Raw genomic sequence first — 25,365 nt, forward strand, 5'->3', positions numbered from 1 at the left:
GATCACGACCGCGTGATCACGGCTCCAGCAGCACGTTCGCCGCGGCGAACGTGTTGGGCACGACCTTGTCGCCGCGCTCCAACTCCGACGGGTCCACCGCCAGCCGGGCGCGCGGCGCACGTGCCCGCAACGCGGTCAACGCGGCCTGCGCCTCGATCCGGGCAAGGTGGTTGCCCAGGCAGTAGTGCACGCCGTGCCCGAACGCCGCGTGCCCCAGCGCCGCGTTGCCCGCCGCCGGCACGCGCGTCGGGTCGAACCGGCCCGCGGTCGGGCCGTGCACCAGCGGGTCGCGCCCCGCCGTGCCCAGCCCGATCATCACCACCGAGCCCTCCGGGAGGACGCCGCCGGGCAGGGCGATGTCGGCGGTGACCCGGTAGTGCGGCGTGACGCGGACCGGCGGGTCCCAGCGGGCCGCCTCCTCGACCGCGGCGGCCACCGTGTCGGGGGTGAGCGCCTCCCACGCGCCCGGCGTCGAGAGCAGGGCCACGGCGGCGTTGCCGATCAGACCGGTCGTCGTCTCGTGCCCGGCGACGACGAGCAGGATCGCGGTCGTCAGCAGCTCTTCCGGGGTCAGCCGCTCGCCGTCGACCTGCGCCTGCACCAGCCCGCTGAGCAGCGCGTCGTCCGGCTGCTCCCGCTTGTACTCGATCAGGCCGGCCAGGTAGCCGAACATGGCGTCGGAGGCGGGCACCACGAGCTCGGGCCGTTCGGTCATCATCGCCGCGGTCCAGTGGTGGAGCCGGTCGCGGTCCTCGGCGGGCACGCCGAGCAGGTCGCAGATCACCGCCAGCGGCAGCGGGAACGCGAGGCCCTCGATCAGGTCGGCGTCGTCCGGCAGGGCGGCGACCATCTCCCGCGCGGCCTTCTCCACCGCGGGGCGCAGAGCGTTGATCCGGCGCGCGGTGAACGCCTGCGACACCAGCGCGCGCAGCCTGCGGTGGTGCGGCGGGTCGGTGTTCAGCATCGACGGGCCGATGATGCGCGACAGGTCGGTCGGCCGGCCCTTGCGCGCCAACTGGTCCTGCATCGCGGCACGCAGCCCGGCGGCGTCCTTGGCCAGCCGCTCGTCGCCCAGCAGGGCGCGCGTCGCCTCCAACCCCATGGTGGTGACGAAGACCTCGAGACCGTTGGGCAGCTCGGCCGGGTGCGCCGGGCCGATGCGGGCCAGCGCGTCCTCGTGGGCGTGGTGCTGCCATCCGCGCAGCGGGCCGCCGACGAGGGCCTGTCGGTCCGGGGCGAACTCCGCGGTCAGCTGCACGTCGTCTCCTTGTGATGCGATCGGGGTGATACGGCGTCCACTTTCGTGTGAACGCCACACGCCGCGCATCCACCGCTCTCCGTATTCCGGGTGACAGCGTACGGAGATCGGTGCACGTAGCCGTGACATCGCGGATACGGAGGCACATACGGAGGTTTGCTGATGCGGACTCCCGCACGAGTACGGGACGCTGAAGGGTGTTCGGCACCCCGACGGCCGGACACCGGCCGAGCGGGCAGGCCGCCCGGCCACCGCACGGCATCCCGGGGGGACGGGGAGGGGCCGCACCCGCGCGGCCCCTTTTCCCCGACGCCGGCTTCCCGTCACGGGCTTCCTGCCGCCGGGTCCTTTCCCTAGGCCGGTCCGTTCAGCCGTCGGCGGCGATCCGGTCCAGCACCCGGCGGAACACCCGGTCCAGCACGTCCGCCTCCTCGGCCGACAACCCGTCGAACACGTACCGCCGCACGGTCTCCACGTGCGAGGGCGCCACCGACTCGATCGCCGCACGCCCGGCGGGCGTGAGCCGCACCATCGAACCGCGCGCGTCCTCCGCGCACTCCTCGCGCGCGACCAGTCCGCGCTTCTCCATCCGCCCGATCTGGTGGGACAGCCTGCTGCGCTCCCAGCCGACCAGCGCGCCGAGCTCACGTGAGCGCACGACACCGTCCGCCGCCTCGGACAGCGGCACCAGCAGGGCGTAGTCCGCGTTGGACAGCCCCGAGTCGCGCACCAGCTGCCGCTCCAACGCGCTGTGCAGCTCGCGGTTGACCGCCAGGTACGCCTGCCACACCCGCGCCTCCCGCTCGTCCAGCCACCGCGGTTCGTCCATGCGCCCAAGCTAGCAAGATGTTGACGCGTCATCAATCCTTGCGCTATGTTGTTGACGTGTCCACAAAGGGAATGCAGCTCGGTGTCTACAGCTTCGGCGACCGGCACGCCGACCCACTGACGGGTGAGCGGGTTTCGGTCGCGGACAAGCTCGCGCAGACGCTGGAGCGCATCAAGCTGGCCGACGAGCTGGGCCTGGGGTTCTACGGGCTGGGCGAACACCACCTGGCCGACTACGCGATCTCGAACCCCGGCACGGTCTTGGCCGCCGCGGCGAGCGTCACGTCGCGGATCACGTTGAGCAGCGCGGTCACCGTGCTCAGCACGGAGGACCCGGTGCGGGTCTACCAGCAGTTCACCACGCTCGACCAGCTCAGCCGGGGCCGGGCCGAGCTGCTGGCCGGGCGCGGGTCGTTCACCGAGTCGTTCCCGCTGTTCGGGGCGAGCCTGGAGGACTACGACGAGCTGTTCGAGGAGAAGCTGGCACTGCTGGTGCGACTGGACCGGGAGGACCCGATCACGTGGTCCGGGCGGTTCCGCGAGCCGCTGCGGAACGCGCACGTGTACCCGCGGCCGTACGGTTCGCGGCTGCGGATCTCGGTCGGCACCGGCGGCAACCCGGAATCGTCCATCCGCGCGGGGGTGCTCGGCCTGCCGGTGGTGTACGCGGTCATCGGCGGTGAGCCGGAGCGCTTCGCGCCGCTGGTCGACCTGTACCGGCGGGCGCGCGAGGCGGGCGAGCAGGACCCGGCGGGCTCGGACGTGACGATGAGCGCGATCGGGCTGATCGCCCGTCGCTCGCAGGACGCCAAGGAGGCGTTCCACCCGTACTGGCTGGAGACGATGAAGTACGGCGCCCGGGCGCGCGGCTGGCCCGTGCCCTCGCGGGCGGAGTACGACGAGTGGACGCGGGGCGCGCGGTCGATCTTCGCGGGCAGCCCGGCGGAGATCGCGGAACGGCTCATCTCGGTGGGCCGACTTGTCGGCGCGGACCGCTACGCGATGCAGATGGACTGGTCCGGCGTGCCGCACCGACTGGTGATGGAGGCGATCGAGCTGCTCGGCACCGAGGTCATGCCCTTGGTGCGCGCGGAACTCGGCTCAGCGGAGGTTGGTTCAGCGGAGGTCGGCTCGCCGGAGGTCGGCGCCGAATGAGGCGGACCGAATGACGCGGGCCAAGTGAGGCGGGCCGAATAAGGCGGGGCCGGATGATCCGGGCCCGGTGACGCGGGCCGAATGAGGCGGACCGAGTGAGGCGGGGTCGGGCGGTGCGGGCCCGGTGACGCGGGCCGGATGGCGCGGCGGCGGTGACGCGAGGTGCGCGCGGGGTGGCGCGGCGCGCGTGACGGGGGCGGCAGGGTCGCCCCCGGCCGGCCGTCACTCGGCCGCGGTCCGCGCACCCCCGAGCACCGGGTAGCTGGTCGCCAGCAACCGTTCGGTGTACCGCCGGTACACCTCCGGGTCGTCGGGGACCACGGCTGCGAGGCCGGTGACGTACCGGTTGAACATCGAGAAGGTCGCGGCGATGAGGACCACGTCGTGGATCTCGCGATCCGTCGCACCGAGGTCGCGCGCCCGGTCGACCACCTCGTCGGTCACCGCCTTGCCGCCGACCGCCACGGTCTCGGCCAGGCGCAGCAACGCGCGCAGCTTCTCCGGGATGGGCGCGTGGTCGAGGTCCACGCAGACCTCGTCCACCAGCCGTGCACCGCCGGCCAACTGGGCGGCGGCGAACGAACCGTGGATCCGCCTCGTCCAGCGGCAGCCGTTGCGCTCCGAGACGAGGGCGGCGACCAACTCGCGCTCACCCCGGCTCAGCGTGTTCTCGTCGCGCATCAGCACCTCGGTGAGGTCGAGCAGTGGTCCCGCGGCCTCCGGGCGGTACGCGAGCAACCCGGCTACGCCGGGCTTGTCCGTGTCGTCCAACTGGATGCGTGTCATGAGGTCCCCCCTCTTTCCGTCGGGCGCTTCCACACCCGACCTGACCACTCGATGGTCGCCGAGAACCCTTGCGCGGCGCGGATTATCCGACGCATTCCCGCCGGGACAGCACTCCGGGAGAAACCACCGTCCACTGTGGATTTTCACTCCCCTGGGTCGACCCGGCGCACGACCATGACGCTGTGTGACACCACCCACTTGCGGTCACGTGGACGCGACGGTCGGGTGAATCACCGGTAAAGTCGCACGTCGGCGGTTCGCGGCTGCGACCACCGAGGCTGCCTGGCCGGTCCCCCCGGGTGCGGAGCAGCGATCCCACTCCTCGGAGGACTACACAGTGCGTCCAGTTCCCACCGGTGCCCGCCGGTGACCATCGCCCCCGACACCGCGTTGCCCACGCTGATCGACACGCCCGCGCTGTTCCGCGCCGGCGTCGCCGCGCCCGAGCGCACCCTGGTCGCCATCCTCGCCGAGACGGCCGACAGGCACCCCCACTCGCCCGCCCTGGACGACGGCACGACGTCGTTGACCTACCGGGAACTCCTGGACGTGGTCGACGCGCGGAGCCGCGAGCTGGCCGCGGCCGGCGTCGGCGTGGGCGACCGGGTCGGGATCCGCGTCCCGTCCGGCACGGTCGAGCTGTACGTGGCGGTGCTGGCGGTCCTGGCGGCCGGCGCGGCGTACGTGCCGGTGGACGCCGACGACCCCGACGAGCGCGCCGAACTCGTGTTCGGCGAAGCCGGCGTGTGCGCGGTCATCACCGATGAGCTGGAGCCGCGCGGCACGCCGATGGGCCTGGTCGGCCCGCCCTCGCCGGACGACGACGCGTGGATCATCTTCACCTCCGGCTCCACCGGCAAGCCCAAGGGCGTCGCGGTCTCGCACCGCGCCGCCGCCGCGTTCGTGGACGCCGAGGCCCGGCTGTTCCTGCCGGAGGACCCGATCGGCCCCGACGACCGGGTCCTGGCGGGCCTGTCCGTCGCCTTCGACGCCTCGTGCGAGGAGATGTGGCTCGCCTGGCGCAACGGCGCGTGCCTAGTCCCCGCGCCCCGCGCCTTGGTGCGCACGGGTTTCGACCTGGGCCCCTGGCTGGTCGAGCGCGAGGTCACGGTGGTGTCCACGGTGCCGACGCTGGCCGCGCTGTGGCCGGTGGACGCGCTGGACGACGTCCGGCTGCTGATCTTCGGCGGCGAGGCGTGCCCACCGGAGCTGGCCGAACGGCTCGCCGTGGACGGCCGGGAGGTCTGGAACACCTACGGGCCGACCGAGGCGACCGTCGTGGCGTGCGCGGCCCGGCTGACCGGTGAGGGCCCGGTCCGGATCGGCCTGCCGCTGGACGGCTGGGAACTGGCCGTGGTCGACGCGACCGGCACGCCGGTGCCGATGGGCGGCGACGGCGAGCTGGTGATCGGCGGCGTCGGCCTGGCCCGCTACCTCGACCCGGCCAAGGACGCGGAGAAGTTCGCGCCGCTGCCGGCGTTGGGCTGGGACCGCGCCTACCGCAGCGGTGACCTGGTCCGCGCCGAGCCCGAGGGCCTGCTGTTCCTGGGCCGGGCCGACGAGCAGATCAAGCTGGGCGGGCGGCGCATCGAGCTCGGCGAGGTGGACGCGGCGCTCCAGGCACTGCCGTCCGTCGCCGGCGCCGCCGCCGCGGTGCGCACCACCAGGGCGGGCAACCAGGTGCTGGTCGGGTACGTGGTGGCGGGCGAGGGCTTCGACCAGGCCGCCGCGTCGGCCCGGCTGCGCGACGCGCTGCCCGCGGCCATCGTGCCGCTGCTGGCCACCGTCGACACGCTGCCCACCCGCACGTCCGGCAAGGTGGACCGGGCCGCGCTGCCCTGGCCGCTGCCGTCGCTGGACGCGGCCGTGCAGGTGACAGGGCTCACCGACACCGAGCGGTGGCTGGCCGAGCAGTGGTCGGAGCTGCTGGGCGCACGGGTGGGCAACCCCGACGCGGACTTCTTCGCCCACGGCGGCGGCAGCCTCGCCGCGGCCCGGCTCGTCTCCACGATCCGCACCCGCTACCCCAGCGGGTCGGTCCACGACGTCTACCAGCACCCGACGCTGCGGGCGCTGGCCGCGCGGCTGGACGAGCTCAGCGGCCACCGCGCCGCCACCCGCGAGATCGTGCCGACACCCCGCCGCACCGGCGTGGTCCAGTCGCTGCTGCTGGTGCCGTTGCTGAGCCTGGTCGGGCTGCGCTGGTCGGTGGCGCTGGCCGCGGCCGGCAACGTCCTCGGCTTCACCACGCCGGTGTCGTGGTGGTGGATCGCCGCCGGGTGGCTGGCGTTCGTCAGCCCGCCCGGCAAGATCGCCATCGCGGCGGGCGGCGCGCGGCTGCTGCTGCGCGGCCTGCGCCCCGGCACGTACCCCCGTGGCGGCGGCGTGCACCTGCGGCTGTGGACCGCCGAACGGCTCGCCGAGTTCAGCGGCGCGACGAACCTGGCCGGGTCCTGGCTCACGCACTACGCCCGCGCGCTCGGCGCGAAGATCGGCCCGGACGTCGACCTGCACACCGCGCCGCCGGTGACCGGCATGCTCAAGCTCGGCAAGGGCTGCGCGATCGAGCCGGAGGTCGACCTGTCCGGGCACTGGGTGGACGGCGACCGGCTGCACGTCGGCCGCATCCGGGTCGGCGCGGGCGCCGTGGTCGGCGCGCGCGGCACCCTGTTCCCCGGCGCGCGGATCGGCAAGCGGGCGGAGGTCGCACCCGGTTCGGGCGTGACCGGCTCGGTGCCCACGGGCCAGCGGTGGGCCGGTGTCCCGGCGCAACGCGACGGCAAGGCCTCCCGTCCCGGCCCGCGGCCGCCGCGGTCGACGTGGTGGAAGCTGGTCTACGCGTTCACGACGTCGGTGCTGGGCCTGCTGCCGGTCGCGGCGGCCGTGCCCGCGGTGCTGCTGGTCGTGCGCGAGCCGCTGACGCTCGGTTCGGCGCTGCTCGCGGTGCCGCTGGCGACGGTGGCCTGGCTCGGCTCGAACGCGCTGCTGGTGCTCGTCTGCGTGCGGCTGCTCGGCATCGGGCTGCGGGCCGGGACGTACCCGGTGCACAGCCGGATCGCCTGGCAGGCGTGGACCACCGAACGGCTGATGAACACCGCCCGGGTCGTGTTGTTCCCGCTGTACGCGAGCCTGTTCACGCCGGTGTGGCTGCGGGCGCTCGGGATGCGGGTCGGCCGCCGGGTCGAGGCCTCGACCGTGCTCGCCCTGCCGAAGATGACCACGATCGGCGACGGCGCGTTCCTCGCCGACGACACCATGGTCGCCTCCTACGAGCTGGGCGGTGGCTGGTTGCGCATCGCCGCCGCACGGGTCGGCAAGCGCGCCTTCCTGGGCAACTCGGGGATGACGGCGCCCGGCCGTTCGGTGCCCAACCGGGGCCTGGTCGGGGTGCTGTCCGCGACGCCGAAGCGCGCCAAGGCGGGCAGCTCGTACCTGGGCATGCCGCCGATGAAGCTGCCCCGCGCGGCCGAGCAGGGCGACCAGAGCCGCACGTTCGACCCGCCGCGACGGCTGGTCGTGGCCCGGGCGCTGGTCGAGCTGTGCCGGATCGTGCCGGTGATGTGCCACGTGGCGCTGGTCGTCGGCGTGCTGTTCGCGATCCGCGCGGTGATGTCCCTGTGGGCCTGGCCGCTGCTCGCCGGGCTGGTGCTGCTGGCGGCCGGTGTGCTGGCGTGCGCGGTGTCGGCGGCGGCGAAGTGGCTGCTGGTGGGCCGGTTCCGGGCGCGGGAGCACCCGTTGTGGAGCGGGTTCGTGTGGCGCAACGAGCTGGCGGACACCTTCGTCGAGGTGCTCGCGGTGCCGTGGCTGGTCGGTTCGGCCGGCGGGTCGCCGGTGATGGCGGTCTGGCTGCGCTCGCTCGGCGCCCGGGTCGGCCGCGGCACGTGGGTCGAGTCGTACTGGTTCCCCGAGTCGGACCTGGTGCGGCTGGGTGACGGCGCGACGGTCAACCGGGGGTGCGTGGTGCAGACCCACCTGTTCCACGATCGGATCCTGCGCATGGACGAGGTGGAGCTGGCGGACGGGGCCACGCTCGGCCCGCACGGGATCGTGCTGCCGGGTGCGACGGTCGGCGCGCACGCGACGGTCGGCCCGGCGTCGTTGGTGATGCGCGGCGAGCACGTGCCCGCGGGCACGCGGTGGCTGGGCAACCCGATCTCCGCCTGGCGATGACCGGCCCGTACCTGCCCGACCACGGCGACGGCGGCTACCGGGTCACGCACTATGACCTGGAGCTGGACTACAAGCCGCACACCGGCCGGTTGGCCGGGCGCGCGACGCTGTCGGCGGTGGCCGCGGGACCGTGCGCGCGCGTGGTGCTCGACTTCGGCACGCTGACCGTCAACCGGGTGCTGGTGGACGGCCGACCCGCGCGCCACGTGCACGGCGGCGGCAAGCTGCGCGTGCGCCCGACGCGGCCGGTGGACGGACCGTTCACCGTCGAGGTCCGGTACTCGGGCGTCGCCCGCCCGGTCCGCTCCCGGCACTGGGGCGAGCTGGGCTGGGACCAGCTCGCCGACGGTGCGCTGGTGGCGAGCCAGCCGATCGGCGCGCCCTCGTGGTTCCCGTGCAACGACCTGGTGCGCGACAAGGCGGCCTACCGGATCGCGGTCACCGCGCCGTCGCCGTACGCGGTGCTGGCCACCGGGGTGCCGGTCGGGCGCCGCACCGGCGGCAGCAGCACGACGTGGGTCTACGAGCAGGCCGAGCCGATGGCGACCTACCTCGCGTCGGTGCAGATCGGCCACTACGAACGGCTGCGGCTGGCCGACGGCCAGGACGTGGCCGCGCCCGCCCGGCTGCTGCGGGCCGCCGGGCACGACTTCGCCCGGCAACCGCGGATGATGAGCGTGTTCGAGGAGCTGTTCGGCCCCTACCCGTTCCGGACCTACCAGGTCGTGGTGACCGACGACGACCTCGAGGTGCCGGTCGAGGCGCAGGGCATGTCGGTGTTCGGCGCGAACCACGTGGACGGCAACCGCGGGCACGAGCGGCTGGTCGCGCACGAGTTGGCGCACCAGTGGTTCGGCAACAGCGTCGGCCTGGCCGACTGGCGCGACATCTGGCTGAACGAGGGCTTCGCCTGCTACGCGGAGTGGCTGTGGTCGGAGCGCTCCGGCGGCCACACCGCGGCCGCGCACGCCGCCCGCGCGCACGCCCGGCTGGCCCGGTCGCCGCAGGACCTCCGGATCGGCGACCCCGGCGTGGCCAACCTGTTCGACGACCGGGTCTACCAGCGGGGCGCGCTGACGTTGCACGGGCTGCGGACCCGCCTGGGTGACGCGGCTTTCTTCGGCACGCTGCGCGAGTGGACCGACGGCCACCGGCACGGCACCGCGACCACCGGCGACTTCGTGGCACTGGCCCAGCGCCGCGCGCCCGAGCCGCTGACCGCGTTCTTCCGCGCCTGGCTGGCGGAGCCACGCCTGCCCGTCATGTGACACGGGTCACGCAGCACTCGCCGCTCGGCGTCCTCATACCCGGCATGGGACAAACTTCCGCGAAGCCGAGCGGGGTGGTGGCGTTGACCGACGCCCCCGGCGTCGGCCCACCGCCCGAGTCGGACGCCGAGCTGTGGCGGGCGATCGCGGCCGACGGACCCGGGGCGCACGCCGCGTTCACCGAGCTGTTCCAGCGGCACGCCGAGGCGGTGTGGAACTACGCCTACCGGCTGACCGCGTCCTGGGCGCAGGCCGACGACCTGCTGTCGACCGCGTTCCTCAACGCCTGGCGCACCCGCGGCGCGGCGGTGCTCACGCGGGACTCCGCACGGCCGTGGCTGTTCACCGTCACCGCCCGCCTGGCCCGGGACGAGCGCCGCGCCGGCAGGCGGCTGACCGCGTTGCTCCAGCGGCTGTCCCGCACGTCCGCCGAACGCGACCACGCCGACGCGGTGGTGGACGGCGACTTCGCCGAACGCCGCCTGCGCCGCGTGGTCGAGGCCGTCGACCGCCTGCCCCGCGCCGAACGCGAGGTCGTGCGGCTGTGCCTGCTCGGCGAGGTCTCCACCGCCGACGCGGCCCGGCTGCTCGGCATCGCCGAGGCCAGCGTCCGCGCCCGGACGTCCCGTGCCCGTGCCCGGCTCCGCGAGCTGATCAAGGAGGATCCCGATGCCTGACCTGGACCTGCCACCGGACAGCCCGCTGCCCGACGGGGTGCGGGCCGCCGCGCTCACCCGCCTGCGCGCGGGGCTGGACGCACCTCCACCGCGCCGCCTCCCGCTGAAGGTCGCCGCCATCGCGGTGGCCGCGGTCACCGCGACCACCCTCGCCGTGCAGCTCACCGGTCGCGAGGACTCGACCTCGGCGACCTCCTCGACCGCGCGCGAGGTCCCCGAACTGCCCCTCCAGGACGCGTCCGCCTGGTACGACCTGCGCACCGGCTCCGCCCCGGACGGCGCGGAGCAGCGCTGCCGGGCCCGGTCGAACGGGCTGCCCCCGGCGCAGCGGTGGACCCCGATCGCCACGGCTTCCCGGCACCGGGTGGACCTGACGGCGTTCCGGACGAGCGCGGGGACGGTGTTCTGCGAGACGACCCCCATGTCGGTCACCGTGTCGTCGCCGCAGGCCGATCCCGGCGCGCTCGCCGTCGCGTTCACCACGGCCACCGGGTCGATGGCGGGGTTCACCGGCACCGACCCCCGTTCCTTCAGACTCGTCCCCCGGACCGACGAGCAGCGCGGAGGCGCCGTCGTGGCGCGCGTGGACCGGGTGTTCCTGATGCCCAACGGCCTCGTCTCGGAGGGGGTCTTCGCCCAACCGGAGGTGGCCACCTCCGCCGAGCTCGTGCAGAGGTTCGAGCTGGCCACGCCACCGCCGTCCGGCACGGTGGTCGACCGGCCGGTGGCGGTCGAGGACGCCCACCGCCCCGAAGACCACCGGCCGGCCGAGTGCCTCGCCGACCAGTCCCCGCCGGTTCCCGACGCCGCCGCCTGGCGGGCCGGGCAGGCGGCCGCCCTCACCGCGACCGAGTCGGTGCGGCTGGGCCACTACCAGGACCTGCTGGCGCTGTGCCGGGAGGACGGGACCGTCACCGTGCACGACTTCCGGCGGGCCGGCGCACCGCGGTCGGCCGGGACGTTCGTGACCGGCACGACCCTGCGCGGCGTGCGGATGTTCTACGGCTTCGGCGAGGTCACCCGGGGCGACACCACGTACCGCGCCTCGAACACCGAAGCCCTGGTCGCGGAGATCACCGACGTCCGGGTGGCGACGGTGACCCTGGTCGGCCCCGGCCAGGCCGGGATCACGGTCGGACCCGTGGCCGGCTCCGTGGTGGTGCCCGGGCTCAGGTCGGACGACCGGGAGGTGCGGATCGTCGTCAAGGACGCGTCCGGGACCGTGCTGGAGGAACTCCCGCTCGCGTGATTCGATCACGGTGGAACCGGGTAGCTGTCCGTTATGCCCGGTCGAGTAGCGGTATTCGCGCCGTCCCCCGAGTTGACCGTCACGGTGGAAGAGCTGGACGGCACGCCCGACATCCACATCCACGCCGGAGGGCAGGGGGTGTGGATGTCGCGCATGATCGAGTCCCTGGGCGCCGAGGTGGTGCTGTGCTCGGCGTTGGGCGGTGAGACCGGCCAGGTGTTGCGACACCTGATCGGGGTCGAGCTGAAGGCGCGTGACGTCGCCGCCCGCAACGGCGGGTACGTGCACGACCGGCGCGACGGCGGGCGCGACCAGGTGGTGCGGATGCCCGCGGACGCGCTGTCCCGCCACGAGCTGGACGACCTGTACGAGATGACGCTGGTCGAGGCGCTGGGCGCGGGCATCGCGGTGCTCAGCGGGCCCGCCGCGCAGGACACCCCGGTGCCCGACTCGGTCTACGAGCGGCTCGCCAAGGACCTGCGCGGCAACGGCTGCCGCGTGGTCGTGGACCTGTCCGGCGCACGGCTCGCCGCCGCGCTCGCGGGCGGGCCGGAGGTGGTGAAGGTCAGCCACGAGGAGCTGGTGTCGGACGGGCTCGCCGCGTCCGACTCGCTGCCCGACCTCGTCGCGGCTTGCCGGAAGGTCGCCGAGTCCGGTGCGAGCACGGTGGTCGTGTCCCGCGCCGCCGAGGAGACCCTCGCGTGCATCGACGGCGCGTTGTACCTGGTGGAGGTGCCGGAGCTGAGCCCGGTCGACACGCGCGGCGGCGGCGACTCGATGACCGCGGGCCTGGCCGCCGGGCTCGCCCTGGGCCAGTCCGTGGAGGAGTCGCTGAAGCTGGGCGCGGCGGCGGGCGCGGTCAACGTGACCCGGCACGGGCTCGGCACCGGCAGCGGTGACGTGGTGCGCGAGCTGGTCGAGCGGGTGCGGCTGCGCCCGTGGGAGGACGCATGAGGGTGCTCATCACCAACGACGACGGCATCGACTCGCCGGGGCTGGTCGCCCTGGCGCGCGGTGCGGTGGCGCACGGGTGGACGACCGTGGTCGCCGCGCCCGCACGCGAGTCCAGCGGCACGAGCGCGGGCCTGACCGCCGCCGAGGACGACCGGCGCGTCGAGGTGCGGCGGCGCGAGCTGCCCGGACTGCCGGACGTGCCCGCCTACGCGGTCTCCGCGCACCCCGGCTTCATCGCCCTGGTCGCGTCGCAGGGCGCGTTCGGCGACCCGCCGGACATCGTGCTGTCCGGCGTGAACCGAGGCGCCAACGTCGGCCGGGCGGTGCTGCACTCCGGCACCGTCGGCGCCGCGCTGACCGCCGCGATCAACGGCGCACGCGCGATGGCGGTGTCCCTGGACGTGGGGCTCGACCCGGACGTCGCGCACCACTGGGACACCGCCGTCGCGGTGGCCGCCGAGCTGTTCGACCGGGTCGCGGCCCTCGACCCCGGCGCGGTGCTCAACCTGAACGTGCCCAACCTCGCCGAGGTCGGTGCGCCGAAGCGCGCGGGCCTGGCCGAGTTCGGCGCGGTGCGGACCAGGGTCAAGGACACCGACGACGGCAGCATCAGCCTCGCCGCCGTCCTCTCCGAGGAAGCGCTGGCACCCGGTACCGACGCGGCCCTGCTGGCCGAGGGTCGGGCGACCGTCACGCCACTGCGTTCGGTCGCCGAGGACCCGGACATCGAGGTCTAGTCGTCCTCCACGCGTTCCGCGGCGGCCTCGGACTGCTCGCCGTCGGACCGGCCCGGCGCGTCCTCGGCGCCGTTGACCAGGTCGGGACCGCCCCACTGACGTCCCTCGGACTGGCCCAGTCTGTGCTTGCCCATGGTGTGACCTCCCTCGATCCCCGGACTGGTACCCACCGACCGTGGGGTTCACACCCCGAATGGCCGGTGGCCTACCTCCGAGTGAGGTAGGCCACCGGCAACGCGCTGTGATCGTGCGGATGGCCGTCAGCCGGCGTAGTGCACGTCCGGCCACGGCGGCGTGACCATGCCGCTGCCGATGTGGAAGCTCGGGTGCGGCGGCTGGTTGTAGGCCGTGTTCTGCCACGCGATGGCGACCCGGTACATGGTGTCGTGCATCAGCGTGGGGATGCGGCGGTCGGTCTGGTTGGGCGTGGCGTAGATCCGCAGCGCGGAGTTGTCCGAGGTCCGCCAGACGACCTCCTCGCGCCAGTCGCCGAACAGGTCGGCGGACAGCGCGGGGGTGGCCTTGGTGCCGTTGTTCGAGGCCACACCGGACCCGGTGAGCAGGCGGGTGTCGCCGCCCGTGCCGTACTTGTCGATCCGGGTCTGGTCCAGCAGCTCGCGGGTCGGGTCGCCGTCCCACCAGATCAGGAAGTTCGCCGAGGACGGCTTGCGGCCGATGCCGGCGCCACTCGGGTTGCGCAGCTGGCTGTCGGCGTTCGACCACGACTCCGCCCCGGCGCTGCCGGCGTGAATGTCGGCCGAGACACCGCGGCCGTTGTCGCTGCCCGACGCGGTGGTCCACAACCGCTGACCGGTGCGGGCGTCGGCGAACCACGAACCCGGCTTCGAGGAGTCCTCCGAGACCTTGAAGTACTCCAGGCCCGGACGGGACGGGTCGAGGTCGCCCACGTGCCCGGCGTCACCGTGCCCGAGACCCGTGGTCCACAGGCCCCGACCGTTGTCGTCGATCGTGGCCGCGCCGTAGACGATCTCGTCGCGGCCGTCGGCGTCCACGTCGGCGATGCTCAACGAGTGGTTGCCCTGACCCGCGTAGCCCGACTGGCTGTTGGAGTCGAACGTCCAGCGCTTGGTGAGCGTGCCGTTGCGGAAGTCCCACGCGGCGATCACCGCGCGCGTGTAGTAGCCGCGGGCCATGATCAGGCTCGGTCGGGCGCCGTCCAGGTAGGCCGTGCCCGCCAGGAACCGGTCGACCCGGTTGCCGTACGTGTCGCCCCACGAGCCGACGTTGCCGCGCGGCGGGTCGTAGTTCACCGTCGACATCGCCGCGCCGGTCTGACCGTTGAACATGGTCAGGAACTCCGGACCGGCCAGGATGTAACCGGACGAGTTGCGGTGGTCGGCGCTCGCGTTGCCGATCACCGTGCCGCGACCGTCCCGCGTGCCGTCGGCGGTCTTCATCGCGACCTCGGCCCGGCCGTCACCGTCGTAGTCGTAGACCTGGAACTGGGTGTAGTGCGCGCCCGCCCGGATGTTGCGCCCCAGGTCGATGCGCCACATCCGGGTGCCGTCGAGCCGGTAGGCGTCGATGAAGACGTTCCCGGTGACGCCGGACTGCGAGTTGTCCTTGGCGTTGTCCGGGTCCCACTTCAGCACGAACTCGTAGTCACCGTCGCCGTCCAGGTCTCCGACGCTCGCGTCGTTCGCGACGTAGCCGCTGCCCGGCGACTGGATCGGCACGTCCCGGTAGCCGGAGCCGAACGCCAGCGACGTGGGCGACGCCGGCTGTTCGGCCCCGTTCACCACGGCGCGCACGGTGTAGGAGGCATCCGCCGCCGCGCCGCCGTCCAGGAGGTTCGTCGAGGACGTGATGGGCGAGGCGTTGACCTTGGTGCCGCCCCGGTACACGTTGAACCCGACGTTCTGCGGGTCACCGGCCAGCAGCCGCCAGCTCACCAGGTTGCCGCTGCCCGACCGCACGCTCACCACGCCCCGGTCCAGCCGTTCGACCTGCTTGCGCCCGGTCGGGTCGGACTGGCCCGGACCCGTGGTGGTCGTCGTGGTGGTGGTCGTAGTCGTCGTGGTGGTAGTGGTGCTGGTCGACGTGGAGGTGGAGGTGGTCGTCGTCGGGTCGACGCCACCCGTGCACGTGGTGCCGTTGAGCGTGAACGTGGTGGGCGTGCCGACCACGTCGCCGGTCACCGACCCGTTGAAGCCGAACGACGCCGTGCCGCCGGTCGGGATCGACCGGTTCCAGTCCACGTTGGACGCCGACACGCTCGCGCCCGACGCCGCGAACGTCGCGTTCCACCCCTGGGCGAAGCGCTCGGAGCCGGGGAACGACCAGGCCAGGGTCCACCCGTCGACCGGGTCGCCGAGGTTCCTGATCGTCACGTTCGCGCTGAACCCGCCCTGCCACTTGTTCTGCACCACGTAGTCGACCCCGCAGCCCGGGGCCGCGGCCGCCACGCCGGCGACCAGCAGGCCTCCGGTCAGTGCGCTGATCGCCGTAACGGCAGCGATCGCCCGCACTCTGAACGAGTTGGTGAGCACCGTTGCTCCTTCGTCGCCGATTGTCTGGGAGCGCTCCCAGAAGTGACCCGGGTAACGCCCTCGCCCGCCACATGACAGCACCGCCGCCAAGCCGCTGTCAAGGATGAAACGATTCATTCCGGCTCGCCCCACATAGCGCGGAGGTGCGTCACGACCAGGTCGGAGGAGGAATGAAAAGGTTCAACTACCGGCGTTCACCTGGCACGGCGGCGCGTCCGCTGCACCCGGCGGCTCGACTCGCGCACGACCAGTTCCGGCGCGAACAGCACGTGCTTGTGCTCGTGCTCGGCGGGCGTCATCGTCTCCTCGATCACCAGCTCCGCGGCCGTGCGGCCGATCAGCTGGCGCGGTTGGCGCACCGAGGTGAGCGGCACGGCCGCGGCGGCCGCGAAGTCGATGTCGTCGTAGCCGACGATGGCGATGTCCTCCGGCACCCGCACACCCGCCCGCACCAACACCTGGAGCACGCCCAGGGCGAGCAGGTCGTTGGCGCAGAACACCGCGTCCGGCCGGGCGGAGCGGGCCAGCAGCTGCTCGGCGGCGCGCTGCCCGGAGACCACGTTGAGCGCCGGGACCTTCAGCTCCTCCAGCACGCCCTCGTCCCGGCCCGCCTTGCGCACGGCGTCCACCGCGCCCTCGTGCCGCTGCCGGGCCTGGTGGATGCGCGACGGCCCGTTGACCATCACGATCCGCTCGTAGCCCTCGGCCAGCAGGTGCGTGACCGCCAGCTCGCCGCCCGCCCGGTCGTCCACGGCCACCGCGCACAGCCCGGGGTCGGTGGTCGGGTGGTCCAGCAGCACGACCGACATGCCGCGCTCGCGCAGCCGGTGCACCGCGGCCAGGTCCGTGTCCACGGGCGTGATCAGCACGCCGTGCACCCGCTGCTCGGCCAACAGCTCCACGTGCCGCGCCTCGCGCTGCGCCGACTCGTCGCTGTTGCACAGGATCACCGCGTGCCCGGCCTCGCTCGCGGTGTCCTCGACACCGCGGGCGACGTCGGTGAAGAACGGGTTGCCCACGTCGAGCACCACCAGGCCGATGGCGCGCGGCGTGCCCGAGCGCAGCTGGCGGGCGGCGTCGTTGCGGACGAAACCCAGTTCCTCGATCGCGCCCATGACCCGGTCGCGGGTCGCCGGCGCGACGACCTCGGGGCGGTTGAGCACGTTGGAGACCGTGCCGACCGACACCTTGGCGCGCGTCGCCACGTCGCGGATGCTCACCGGTGCCACCAACGCGCCTCCTCGGCGGGCTCAAGGTGTGGAGAAGACGACTCTAGCTGCCGGTACCGCTCCCGGTCCGGCACAACGCACTTCTCATCCTAACCGGCCGCGGCCTGCGTTAAATCGTTTCACCTCCCGAACCCGCCGGCCCATCGCGGTGATCACCGCAGGAACGCGGCCGCCACCCCCGCGTCCACGGGGACGTGCGCACCGGTCGTGTGGGACAGCTCGCCCGCCGTCAGCGCGAACACCGCGTTGGCCACGTGCTCGGGCAGCACCTCCCGCTTGAGCAACGTCCGCCGCGCGTAGAAGGCGCCGAGCTCCTCCTCCGGCACCCCGTACACGGCGGCGCGCTGCGCGCCCCAGCCGCCGGCGAAGATGCCCGAGCCGCGCACCACGCCGTCGGGGTTGACGCCGTTGACCCGGATGCCGTGCTCACCCAGTTCGGCCGCGAGCAACCGGACCTGGTGGGCCTGGTCGGCCTTGGCCGCGCCGTAGGCGACGTTGTTCGGCCCGGCGAAGACGGCGTTCTTCGAGGCGATGTAGACGATGTCGCCGCCCATCCCCTGCTCGATCATCGCCCTCGCCGCCGCCTTCGCGACCAGGAAGGACCCGCGCGCCATCACGTCGTGCTGGAGGTCCCAGTCGCGCGCGGTGGTCTCCAGCAGCGGCTTGGAGATCGACAGGCCGGCGTTGTTGACCACCAGGTCCACCCCGCCGAACGCCAGGCACGCCTCACCGACGGCCGCCGTGACCGCTTCCTCGTCGGTCACGTCCGCCACCGCGGCCACGGCGGTGTCCGGTCCGAGCTCGTCCGCCACGGCCCGCGCCGCGTCGGCGTCGACGTCCGCGACGACCACGCACGCGCCCTCGGCGGCCAACCGCAGCGCGATGGCCCGGCCGATGCCCGAACCCGCGCCGGTGACCAGGGCGACCCGGGTGGCCAGCGGTTTCGGCGCGGGCATCCGCCGGAGCTTGGCCTCCTCCAGCGCCCAGTACTCGATGCGGAACTTCTCCGCCTCGTCGATCGGCGCGTACTTCGACACCGACTCCGCGCCGCGCATCACGTTGATCGCGTTGACGTAGAACTCGCCCGCCACGCGCGCGGTCTGCTTGTCCTTGCCGTAGGAGAACATGCCGACACCGGGCACCAGCACGATCGCCGGGTCCGCGCCGCGCATCGGCGGCGAGTCCGGCGTGGCGTGCCGCTCGTAGTAGGCGCGGTAGTCCTCCCGGTACGCCTCGTGCAGCTCGCGCAGCCGGGCCGTCACCTCGTCCAACGGCGCGGTCGGCGGCAGGTCGAGCACCATCGGCCGCACCTTGGTGCGCAGGAAGTGGTCCGGGCAGGACGTGCCGAGCGCGGCCAGCCTCGGGTGCTCGGCGTGGGCCAGGAAGTCCAGCACCACGTCGGCGTCGGTGAAGTGGCCGACCTGCGGGCGATCCGCGGACGCCAGGCCGCGCAGCAGCGGGGCCAGCGCGGCGGCCCGCGCGCGGCGTTCGTCGGCGGGCAGCGGGTCGTGCAGCTTCGCGCCGAACGGGTCCGGCCGGCCGCGTGCGGCCAGGAATTCGGTGGCCCGCCGGATGATCTCCTGGGACCGCTCCTGGCACTGCGCGGAGGTCGCGCCCCACGCGGTGATGCCGTGCCCGCCCAGGACGACGCCGATCGCCTGCGGGTTCTCCCGGGCGATGGCCGCGATGTCCAGGCCCAGCTGGAACCCGGGGCGCCGCCACGGCACCCACAGCACCCGGTCGCCGAACACCTCCTTGGTCAACGCCTCGCCGTCCGCCGCCGCGGCCAGCGCGATGCCGGCGTCGGGGTGCAGGTGGTCGACGTGCGCGGCATCGACCAGGCCGTGCATGGCGGTGTCGATCGACGGCGCGGCGCCGCCCCTGCCGTGCAGGCAGTAGTCGAACGCGGCGACCATCTCGTCCTCGCGGTCCACGCCGGGGTAGACGTCGACCAGGGCGCGCAGCCGGTCCAGCCGCAGCACGGCCAGGCCGCGCTCGGTCAACGTGCCCAGGTCGCCGCCCGAGCCCTTCACCCACAGCAGCTCGACCGGCGCGCCGGTGACCGGGTCGGTCTCCACGTCCTTGGCCGACGTGTTGCCGCCCGCGTAGTTCGTGGTCGCGGGATCCGCGCCCAGCTCGTGCGAGCGGGCCAGCAGTGCCCGCACCTGGTCGTTCACCCGATCGCCACCTCCGGCGGGGGTCACGCGCCCCACCCCGCCTGCTCGCCGCCCACCCGTTCCGCCACGATCCGCTCGCCGTACCCCGAGCGGGCGTAGGCGGCCATCGGGTCCGGATCCAGCCCCATGTCCTCGCGCACGGACGCCACCAGCGGCCGGACGTCGGTGTTGAAGGCGTCCATCAGCACGGCGTTCGCGCCGAGCACGTCACCGGCCAGCTGCGCCGCGGTCAACGCCTCCCGGTCGACCAGCAGCGCCTTGGCGGTGGCCTCCTGCACGTTCATCACCGACCGGATCTGGCCGGGGATCTTCGGCTCGATGTTGTGGCACTGGTCGAGCATGAACGCCACCCCCGACTCGACCGCCAGGGCGCCGCCGTGCACGACCTCCACCATGATCCGGAACAGCTGGAACGGGTCCGCCGAACCGACCATCAGGTCGTCGTCGGCGTAGAAGCGGGAGTTGAAGTCGAACCCGCCGAGCCTGCCGGCGCGCAGCAGCACCGCGACGATGAACTCGATGTTGGTGCCCGGCGCGTGGTGGCCGGTGTCGACCACGACCTGCGCCCGCTCCCCCAGTTCCAGGCAGTGCGCGTACGCCGTGCCCCAGTCCGGCACGTCGGTGGTGTAGAACGCGGGCTCGAACAACTTGTACTCCAGCAGGATCCGCTGGTCGGGCCCGATGCGCCGGTAGGTCTCGCGCAACGCCTCGGCGAGCCGGTCCTGCCGGGCCCGGATGCTGTCCTGGCCGGGGTAGTTGGTGCCGTCGGCGAACCACAGCTTCAGGTCGCGCGACCCCGTGGCGTCCATGATGTCGACGCACTGGAGCAGGTGGTCGACCGCCTTGCGGCGCACCGCCGGGTCGGGCGAGCACACGCTGCCCAGCAGGTAGGCGTCGTCCTGGAAGACGTTGGCGTTGATCGTGCCGATCGCCACGCCCTGGTCCTCGGCGAACTTGGCCAGCTCGGCGTAGTCGGGCACCGCGTCCCACGGGATGTGCAGCGCCACCGAGGGCGCCACACCCGTGAACCGGTGCACGGTCGCGGCGTCCGCGACCTTCTCGTGCGGCGTGCGCGGCACACCGCGTTGGGCGAAGACCTTGAACCGGGTGCCGGAGTTGCCGAACGCCCAGGAGGGCAGCTCGATCCGCTGCCCGGCCAAGGCCCGTGCCACCCCACCCGCACCGGGCGATCGCGATCCTGTTCCGGTCGATCCTGCTTGGGCGTCCACGCCGGACTCCTTACCTGCTCAGTCGAGGTGGAAGACCTCGGTCAGCGGCCTCATGGCCTCGTCGGGCTGCCTGCCGTCGAGCGCGGTGAAGAACTCGGCCATCTCGGCCTGCCACCGGTCGTTCACCTCGCGGTCGCGCATGCCCCGCTGGGCAGCGTCCCAGTCCGGGGTCTCCAGGTAACCGACGAGCAGCCCGTCGTCGGCCAGGAAGAGGCTGTAGTTGCCCCACCCGGTCTCCCGCAACGCCTCCCGCATCTCCGGCCACACCTCGCGGTGCCGCTCCCGGTACTCGTCCAGCCGCTCCGGGCGCACCCGGAGCAGGAAGCAGACACGTCGCACGTCGACCTCCGGGAATGAAACGTTTCACACGACGCTATTGTTGCGCCGCAAAGATTGTCAATGCTCTGGACCACCCCACTCGCCTCACGGGGGACGCACACCGTCGTAGAACGCCACCCGCACGGTGATCTCCCGCTGCTGCCCCGGCCGCAGCACCACCGGCGCGTCCCAGGCCAGGGCGGAGCCGATGCCCACGTACTCCCGGACCCGCACGAACCACGGGTCGGTCGGACCGGACACCACGGCGGTCCACGGTCGTCTGGTCGTGGTGCGGGTCGGGTCGCCGACCACGACCGCGAGCCACGGCGCGCTCCGGCCGTTGACCTCCTCCTCCCCGACGCCGTCGGGGCTGTAGACCCGCACGGAGAGCGGGTCGAGGTCGGGCAGCCGCCAGAACCAGCCGCCGTAGCCCGCGCCCTCTCGGCCCAGGCCGGCCGGACTGTGCAGCACCACGTGGTCCGCGGCGGTCAGCACGCTGGTCCACTCCAGCTCCCAGCCGCCGGTCACCGGCCGGCGCCGCACCCGGCGGTGCTCGCGCAGCAGCACGGCGCCCGCCGAGTCGCACCAGGCCAGCCTGTCGGGACCGGTCTCCTCGACCCGACCCAGCTCGCCCGGCACGTACCCCTCCCCCGGCACGTAGTTGCGCCCGCCCCACAGGTTGACCCCGTTGACGTCGGGCAGGGCGAGGCCGATGCCGCGGTGCCAGGGGTGGTCGTCCGGGTGCTCCCCGGTGACCACGACCCCGCCGAGGGTGCGCACCGGGTGCAACGCCGGTCGCGGCACGACCAGCGGCCGCCGCACGCCGTCCCAGCCGTACCCGGCCACGCCGGCCAGCGGCGACCACGGCACGTCCAGCTCGGCGAACGTGCGCAGGTGCTCGGCGGCCTTGGCCACCACGTGGTCGACGCCGTCGACGTCCACCCGCTTGCCGTTGCGGCGCAACCAGGCGGGGTCGATCGGCGCCGGGTCGGGCGCGGTGCGGACCGCCTCCAGCACCTTCATGAAGCCGCCGGTCGCGGCGAGGGGGGCGTTCAGCGGCACGGCGGGGTCGTCGAGGTGGTCCAGCAGGTTGCGCAGCGGCGAGTCGTGCCGGTACCGCTCCTCGATGCCGTCGATCACCAACCGGTGCTCGGTGTAGTGCAGCTCGGCGCGCTTGCGGCTGCCGTGCACGATGAGCACCGGTTCCCGGGCGACCTCGGCGCACAGCGTCACCGCGACCACGACGACCGTGCCGTTGCCGGTGCGCAGCCGCAGGCACGAGGTGTCGTCGGCCTCGATGGCGCGTGAGCGCAACAGCTCCAGCTCGATGTCGTGCACGTCGTCCACGCCCGTGCTGCCGTCCAGCGCCAACGCGGTCGCGATGCCGTGCGCGAACGGGTTGGTCAACGCGCCGTCCACCACCGGCACGCCGTCGAGCGTGCGACGGCCGGCCCACGGCGCACGCGTGTAGTAGCTGTCGTCACGCGACCACGTGCCTTGCACGCCGATGCCCCGGATCTCGCCCAGCGCGCCCGACCGCATCAGCACGGCCAGCCGGTGCACCGCGTGCGAGCCGAGGCTCTGGAACCCGACCTGGACCACTCGGCCCGCGGACCGGTCGACCAGGTCGCGCCAGTCGGCCAACGTCGGCGTGGGCGGCTTCTCCAGCAACAGGTGCCGGCCCGCGGCCAGGACCTGGTGCGCCAGCGGCACGTGCGTGTGCATGGGCGTGGACACGATGCCGATGTCGGCGTCCGCCATCAGCGTGGACAGGTCCTCGCGCACCGGGCGGTCGCCGACGAGCCGGCGGGCTTCGCCGTCGAGCGGGCCGACCTCGCACACGCCGGTGAGCCGGACCAGGCCGGACGCCTCCAGCGCGGCGATCTCCCGCAGGTACAGCCGGCCGTACCCGGAGGCGCCGGCGAGCACCACCCTCCGCGTCACCGGCTCTCCACCGCGACCGCGGCGAACATCAGGCAGGCGCAGCCCACCCAGTCGCGCCGCGGCTCGGCCCACCGATCGCCTGGCCGCCACCGCGCCGCCGCCCGCATCAGCACGGCCGGCACCAGACCCAGCACGGACGCGCCCGGCAGCCCGCCCGGCAGCGCCGGCACGACCCGCGCGCCGACCACCAGCACCACGAGCGGGACCACGACCGCGACCGGGGCGCGCACGGCCCGGACCGGCAGCACGGCGAACCGCCGCGCGGTCGGCGTGCGGCCGTCGGCCACCGGTTCGCCCAGCACGTCGCCCGCCGCGACAGCGGGCGGCGCGGGCAGCACCGGCGGCGCCGCGACGCTCACCGGCACCCCGATCAGCAGCACTTCGGCCTTCACCTCTCGATTGAATCGGTTCAAGCAACCTAGTTCAGCCCGATCAGGGCGTCAAGGCTCGTGTTCCTCCGCCGCAACCCGATCCTCACCCACTCTTGCCAATCCGGTTGAAACGGTTCATCGTGTGGCCTCGTCACGCACCTCGCGCACTGTCGCGCCCTGGGAGGCCGCCGATGACCCGTGTCCGACCCCTGCCCGCCGTCCTGGCGGCACTAGCGCTAGTCCTGGCCGCGTCGCCGGTCGCGGCGTCGCCCGAGGTGGCGTCGCCCGAGGTGGCGTCGCCCGAGGTGGCGTCGCCCGACCGCCCGCGGCTGGAACGGCTCGATCGCGGCCTGGTGGCCGCGCGCACCGACGGCGGGGTGTTCCTGAGTTGGCGGCTGCTGCGCCACGAGGTCACCGGCCACACCGGCACCGGCCTGGCCGGTCCGGCGTTCGCGGTCTACCGCGACGGCCGGCGCATCGCGACGGTCACCGACAGCACCAACTACCTCGACCCCCAGGGCGGCGGGGAGTACCGGGTGGCGCCGGTGGTCCGCGGTCGGCAGGGCGAGGCGAGCAAGCCCGTGTCGCCCTGGGCCGCCGGGTCCTACGACCTGCCGCTGCGCAAGCCCGCCGACGGCGTCACGCCGACCGGTGAGGCGTACACGTACTCGGCCAACGACGTCAGCGTCGGCGACGTGGACGGCGACGGCGGCTACGAGTACGTGGTGAAGTGGGACCCGTCCAACTCCAAGGACGTCTCGCAGATCGGCTACACCGGGCCGACCTACGTCGACACGTACCGGTTCGACGGCACCTTGCTGCACCGCGTGGACCTGGGCGTGAACATCCGCTCCGGCGCGCACTACACGCAGTTCCTGGTCTACGACTTCGACGGCGACGGCCGTTCGGAGATGATGATGAAGACCGCGCCCGGGTCGAAGGTCACGACGTACGACCGGCGCGGGAACGCGGTGTCCGAGCGGCACGTGACGATGCCGCGCGAGGACGTGCGCGCCGGTTTCTCGCACGCCGACGACTACCGGCTCAGCCCGGCGGGCTACTACGACCACGTGGTGGCGATGTTCCAGGGCTGGCACGAGCACCCCGAGGTGGTGGCGGGCCGGTGGCCGGCGACGTTGGAGCAGGCGTTCGGCATCGAGCCGCGCTACGCCTACCCGTTGTCCGATGTGGACGCGAGGGCGCTGGCCGACCACTTCGTCGACGTGTACGCGCCCGGTCGCAGCGCGCGCAACAACCTGCGGGCGTTCGCCGGTTTCATCGTCGACGGCCCGGAGTACCTGACCGTGTTCGACGGCAGGTCGGGCCGTGAGCTGGAGACGGTGCGGTACGAGCCGGGTCGGCACGACGACGGCCTGATGTGGGGCGACTACGCGTTGAGCCGGATCGAGCCGGGCAACCGGGTGGACCGGTTCCTGGCCGGGGTCGCGTACCTGGACGGCAAGCGGCCGTCGGCGGTGTTCGCCCGCGGCTACTACACCCGCACGACCCTGGCCGCGTACCGGTGGAACGGCCGCAAGCTGGTCAAGGACTGGTTCGTGGACAGCGGCTGGGTGCCGATGAGCAACCCGTTCAACTTCCCGGTGCACGGCCGGGACGGCACGTCGCCGACGCACGGCGGGCTGGCCACGCAGGGCGCGCACTCGTTGAGCGCGGCGGACGTGGACGGCGACGGCAAGCAGGAGATCGTCTACGGCGCGTCGACCATCGACCACGACGGCGAGGTGCTCTACCACTCGTCGGACGTGCTGCCGCCGGGCAGCGCGAACCCCGGCGCGGTGGCGCGGCTCGGGCACGGTGACGCGCTGCACGTGGCCGACATCGACCCGGCCCGGCCGGGGCTGGAGATCTACATGGTGCACGAGGGCGCGACCTCGGCGCCCTACGGCTACGCGCTGCGCGACGCGGCCACCGGCGAGGTGGTCTACGGCGGGTACACCGGCCGGGACACCGGGCGCGGCATGATCGGCGACGTGCTGCCGGACGAGCCCGGGCTGGAGACGTGGGCGTCGCTGCCGGGCGGCACGGACGCGGCGGGGTTGTGGTCGGCGGACGGGCGTCCGCTGTCGACGGCGATCCCCGGCACGAACGCGAGCATCCGCTGGGCGGCGGACCTGACCACGCAGGTCGTGGACGGGGCGCAGGACGTGACGCCGACGATCAAGGACTGGCGGCGGGGCACGCTGCTCACCGCCGAGGGCACGCGCACCAACAACGGCACCAAGGGCAACCCGGCGCTGGTGGCGGACGTGCTGGGCGACTGGCGCGAGGAGTTGGTGGTGCGCACGGCGGACAGCTCGGCGTTGCGGGTCCACCTGAGCACGGAGGTCACCGGGCACAAGCTGTACACGCTGATGCACGACCCTCAGTACCGGGTCGACGTGGCGCGTCAGCAGACCTCCTACAACCAGCCCGCGTACACCGGCTTCTACCTGGCGTCGGACGTCGATTGGGCGAAGGTGCCGCGTTAGGGGTGGCGTTAGGGTG

At 73.4% G+C, this 25,365-nt stretch carries 19 protein-coding genes; 8 read left to right on the forward strand and 11 right to left on the reverse strand.

Annotated features, from left to right (window positions below; all coding sequences use genetic code 11):
- Positions 1-16: 16 nt before the first annotated feature.
- Together ACYVLT_RS01380 and ACYVLT_RS01385 are read right to left on the reverse strand one after the other, a co-directional pair.
- Positions 17-1,258 (reverse strand): cytochrome P450, encoded by a 1,242-nt coding sequence (locus ACYVLT_RS01380; protein WP_461118206.1) that lies wholly within the window; start codon positions 1,256-1,258, stop codon positions 17-19.
- A 367-nt stretch (positions 1,259-1,625) separates the two neighbouring features.
- Complete coding sequence (locus ACYVLT_RS01385) at positions 1,626-2,087, reverse strand: MarR family winged helix-turn-helix transcriptional regulator (RefSeq protein ID WP_461118207.1); 462 nt, start codon at positions 2,085-2,087, stop codon at positions 1,626-1,628.
- Positions 2,088-2,158: 71 nt separating this feature from the next.
- Between ACYVLT_RS01385 and ACYVLT_RS01390 the strand changes: the two genes are divergently transcribed.
- A complete protein-coding gene (locus ACYVLT_RS01390) occupies positions 2,159-3,241 on the forward strand; it encodes an LLM class flavin-dependent oxidoreductase (protein ID WP_461118555.1) in 1,083 nt (360 codons plus the stop codon).
- Positions 3,242-3,463: 222 nt separating this feature from the next.
- Here ACYVLT_RS01390 and ACYVLT_RS01395 read toward each other — a convergent pair whose 3' ends face one another.
- Entirely contained in the window at positions 3,464-4,027 is a 564-nt protein-coding gene (locus ACYVLT_RS01395) for a carboxymuconolactone decarboxylase family protein (RefSeq protein ID WP_461118208.1), read from the reverse strand.
- A 366-nt stretch (positions 4,028-4,393) separates the two neighbouring features.
- Here ACYVLT_RS01395 and ACYVLT_RS01400 point away from each other — a divergent pair, with 366 nt between their 5' ends.
- The 6 genes from ACYVLT_RS01400 to surE are packed head-to-tail and all read left to right on the forward strand — an operon-like array spanning position 4,394 to position 13,082.
- Entirely contained in the window at positions 4,394-8,197 is a 3,804-nt protein-coding gene (locus ACYVLT_RS01400) for a Pls/PosA family non-ribosomal peptide synthetase (protein WP_461118209.1), read from the forward strand.
- A complete protein-coding gene (locus ACYVLT_RS01405) occupies positions 8,194-9,465 on the forward strand; it encodes a M1 family metallopeptidase (RefSeq protein ID WP_461118556.1) in 1,272 nt (423 codons plus the stop codon). Before ACYVLT_RS01400 ends, ACYVLT_RS01405 begins: the two co-directional genes overlap by 4 nt.
- 44 nt (positions 9,466-9,509) lie before the next feature.
- Positions 9,510-10,142, forward strand: coding sequence for an RNA polymerase sigma factor (locus ACYVLT_RS01410; protein WP_461118210.1), 633 nt, complete (start codon positions 9,510-9,512; stop codon positions 10,140-10,142).
- Positions 10,135-11,391: a hypothetical protein gene (locus ACYVLT_RS01415; RefSeq protein ID WP_461118211.1), complete on the forward strand. Its 1,257-nt coding sequence runs from the start codon at positions 10,135-10,137 to the stop codon at positions 11,389-11,391. Before ACYVLT_RS01410 ends, ACYVLT_RS01415 begins: the two co-directional genes overlap by 8 nt.
- A gap of 33 nt (positions 11,392-11,424) precedes the next feature.
- Complete coding sequence (locus ACYVLT_RS01420) at positions 11,425-12,345, forward strand: PfkB family carbohydrate kinase (RefSeq protein WP_461118212.1); 921 nt, start codon at positions 11,425-11,427, stop codon at positions 12,343-12,345.
- Positions 12,342-13,082 carry a 5'/3'-nucleotidase SurE gene (gene surE, locus ACYVLT_RS01425; RefSeq protein ID WP_461118213.1) on the forward strand — a complete coding sequence of 247 codons (741 nt, stop codon included), beginning with the start codon at positions 12,342-12,344 and terminating at the stop codon, positions 13,080-13,082. The genes ACYVLT_RS01420 and surE overlap by 4 nt, the downstream gene beginning before the upstream one ends.
- Here the strand turns inward: surE and ACYVLT_RS01430 are convergent.
- The 8 genes from ACYVLT_RS01430 to ACYVLT_RS01465 all read right to left on the reverse strand — a co-directional run bounded on the left by ACYVLT_RS01430 (position 13,079) and on the right by ACYVLT_RS01465 (position 22,881).
- The gene (locus ACYVLT_RS01430; protein WP_461118214.1) at positions 13,079-13,216 is read right to left on the reverse strand and encodes a hypothetical protein; all 138 of its coding nucleotides are present in this window, start codon (positions 13,214-13,216) and stop codon (positions 13,079-13,081) included. The genes surE and ACYVLT_RS01430 overlap by 4 nt on opposite strands.
- Positions 13,217-13,342: 126 nt before the next feature.
- Complete coding sequence (locus ACYVLT_RS01435; RefSeq protein ID WP_461118215.1) at positions 13,343-15,592, reverse strand: rhamnogalacturonan lyase family protein; 2,250 nt, start codon at positions 15,590-15,592, stop codon at positions 13,343-13,345.
- A 194-nt stretch (positions 15,593-15,786) separates the two neighbouring features.
- Positions 15,787-16,824, reverse strand: a complete 1,038-nt coding sequence (locus ACYVLT_RS01440) for a LacI family DNA-binding transcriptional regulator (RefSeq protein WP_461118216.1) — start codon at positions 16,822-16,824, stop codon at positions 15,787-15,789.
- A gap of 149 nt (positions 16,825-16,973) precedes the next feature.
- Entirely contained in the window at positions 16,974-18,998 is a 2,025-nt protein-coding gene (locus ACYVLT_RS01445; protein WP_461118217.1) for a bifunctional aldolase/short-chain dehydrogenase, read from the reverse strand.
- Between the two features lie 23 nt (positions 18,999-19,021).
- A complete protein-coding gene (gene rhaI, locus ACYVLT_RS01450) occupies positions 19,022-20,170 on the reverse strand; it encodes an L-rhamnose isomerase (RefSeq protein WP_461118218.1) in 1,149 nt (382 codons plus the stop codon).
- Between the two features lie 75 nt (positions 20,171-20,245).
- The gene (locus ACYVLT_RS01455) at positions 20,246-20,566 is read right to left on the reverse strand and encodes an L-rhamnose mutarotase (RefSeq protein ID WP_461118219.1); all 321 of its coding nucleotides are present in this window, start codon (positions 20,564-20,566) and stop codon (positions 20,246-20,248) included.
- Positions 20,567-20,650: 84 nt separating this feature from the next.
- The gene (locus ACYVLT_RS01460; protein WP_461118220.1) at positions 20,651-22,489 is read right to left on the reverse strand and encodes a DUF6807 family protein; all 1,839 of its coding nucleotides are present in this window, start codon (positions 22,487-22,489) and stop codon (positions 20,651-20,653) included.
- Positions 22,486-22,881 (reverse strand): hypothetical protein, encoded by a 396-nt coding sequence (locus ACYVLT_RS01465; protein WP_461118221.1) that lies wholly within the window; start codon positions 22,879-22,881, stop codon positions 22,486-22,488. The genes ACYVLT_RS01460 and ACYVLT_RS01465 overlap by 4 nt, the downstream gene beginning before the upstream one ends.
- A gap of 170 nt (positions 22,882-23,051) precedes the next feature.
- On the opposite strand from ACYVLT_RS01465, the gene ACYVLT_RS01470 reads away from it, so the two are divergent.
- Positions 23,052-25,349, forward strand: a complete 2,298-nt coding sequence (locus ACYVLT_RS01470; protein ID WP_461118222.1) for a rhamnogalacturonan lyase — start codon at positions 23,052-23,054, stop codon at positions 25,347-25,349.
- Positions 25,350-25,365 lie beyond the last annotated feature (16 nt).

The sequence above is a fragment of the Saccharothrix stipae genome (genome assembly GCF_054781895.1).

Bases quoted from the DNA above. Each gene is read 5' to 3' on its own strand.
- ACYVLT_RS01415 (WP_461118211.1), top strand. From the start codon at position 10,135: ATGCCTGACCTGGACCTGCCACCGGACAGCCCGCTGCCCGACGGGGTG.
- ACYVLT_RS01410 (WP_461118210.1), top strand. From the start codon at position 9,510: ATGGGACAAACTTCCGCGAAGCCGAGCGGGGTGGTGGCGTTGACCGAC.
- ACYVLT_RS01470 (WP_461118222.1), top strand. From the start codon at position 23,052: ATGACCCGTGTCCGACCCCTGCCCGCCGTCCTGGCGGCACTAGCGCTA.
- ACYVLT_RS01390 (WP_461118555.1), top strand. From the start codon at position 2,159: ATGCAGCTCGGTGTCTACAGCTTCGGCGACCGGCACGCCGACCCACTG.
- ACYVLT_RS01405 (WP_461118556.1), top strand. From the start codon at position 8,194: ATGACCGGCCCGTACCTGCCCGACCACGGCGACGGCGGCTACCGGGTC.
- ACYVLT_RS01395 (WP_461118208.1), bottom strand. From the start codon at position 4,027: ATGACACGCATCCAGTTGGACGACACGGACAAGCCCGGCGTAGCCGGG.
- ACYVLT_RS01385 (WP_461118207.1), bottom strand. From the start codon at position 2,087: ATGGACGAACCGCGGTGGCTGGACGAGCGGGAGGCGCGGGTGTGGCAG.
- surE (WP_461118213.1), top strand. From the start codon at position 12,342: ATGAGGGTGCTCATCACCAACGACGACGGCATCGACTCGCCGGGGCTG.
- ACYVLT_RS01430 (WP_461118214.1), bottom strand. From the start codon at position 13,216: ATGGGCAAGCACAGACTGGGCCAGTCCGAGGGACGTCAGTGGGGCGGT.
- ACYVLT_RS01420 (WP_461118212.1), top strand. From the start codon at position 11,425: ATGCCCGGTCGAGTAGCGGTATTCGCGCCGTCCCCCGAGTTGACCGTC.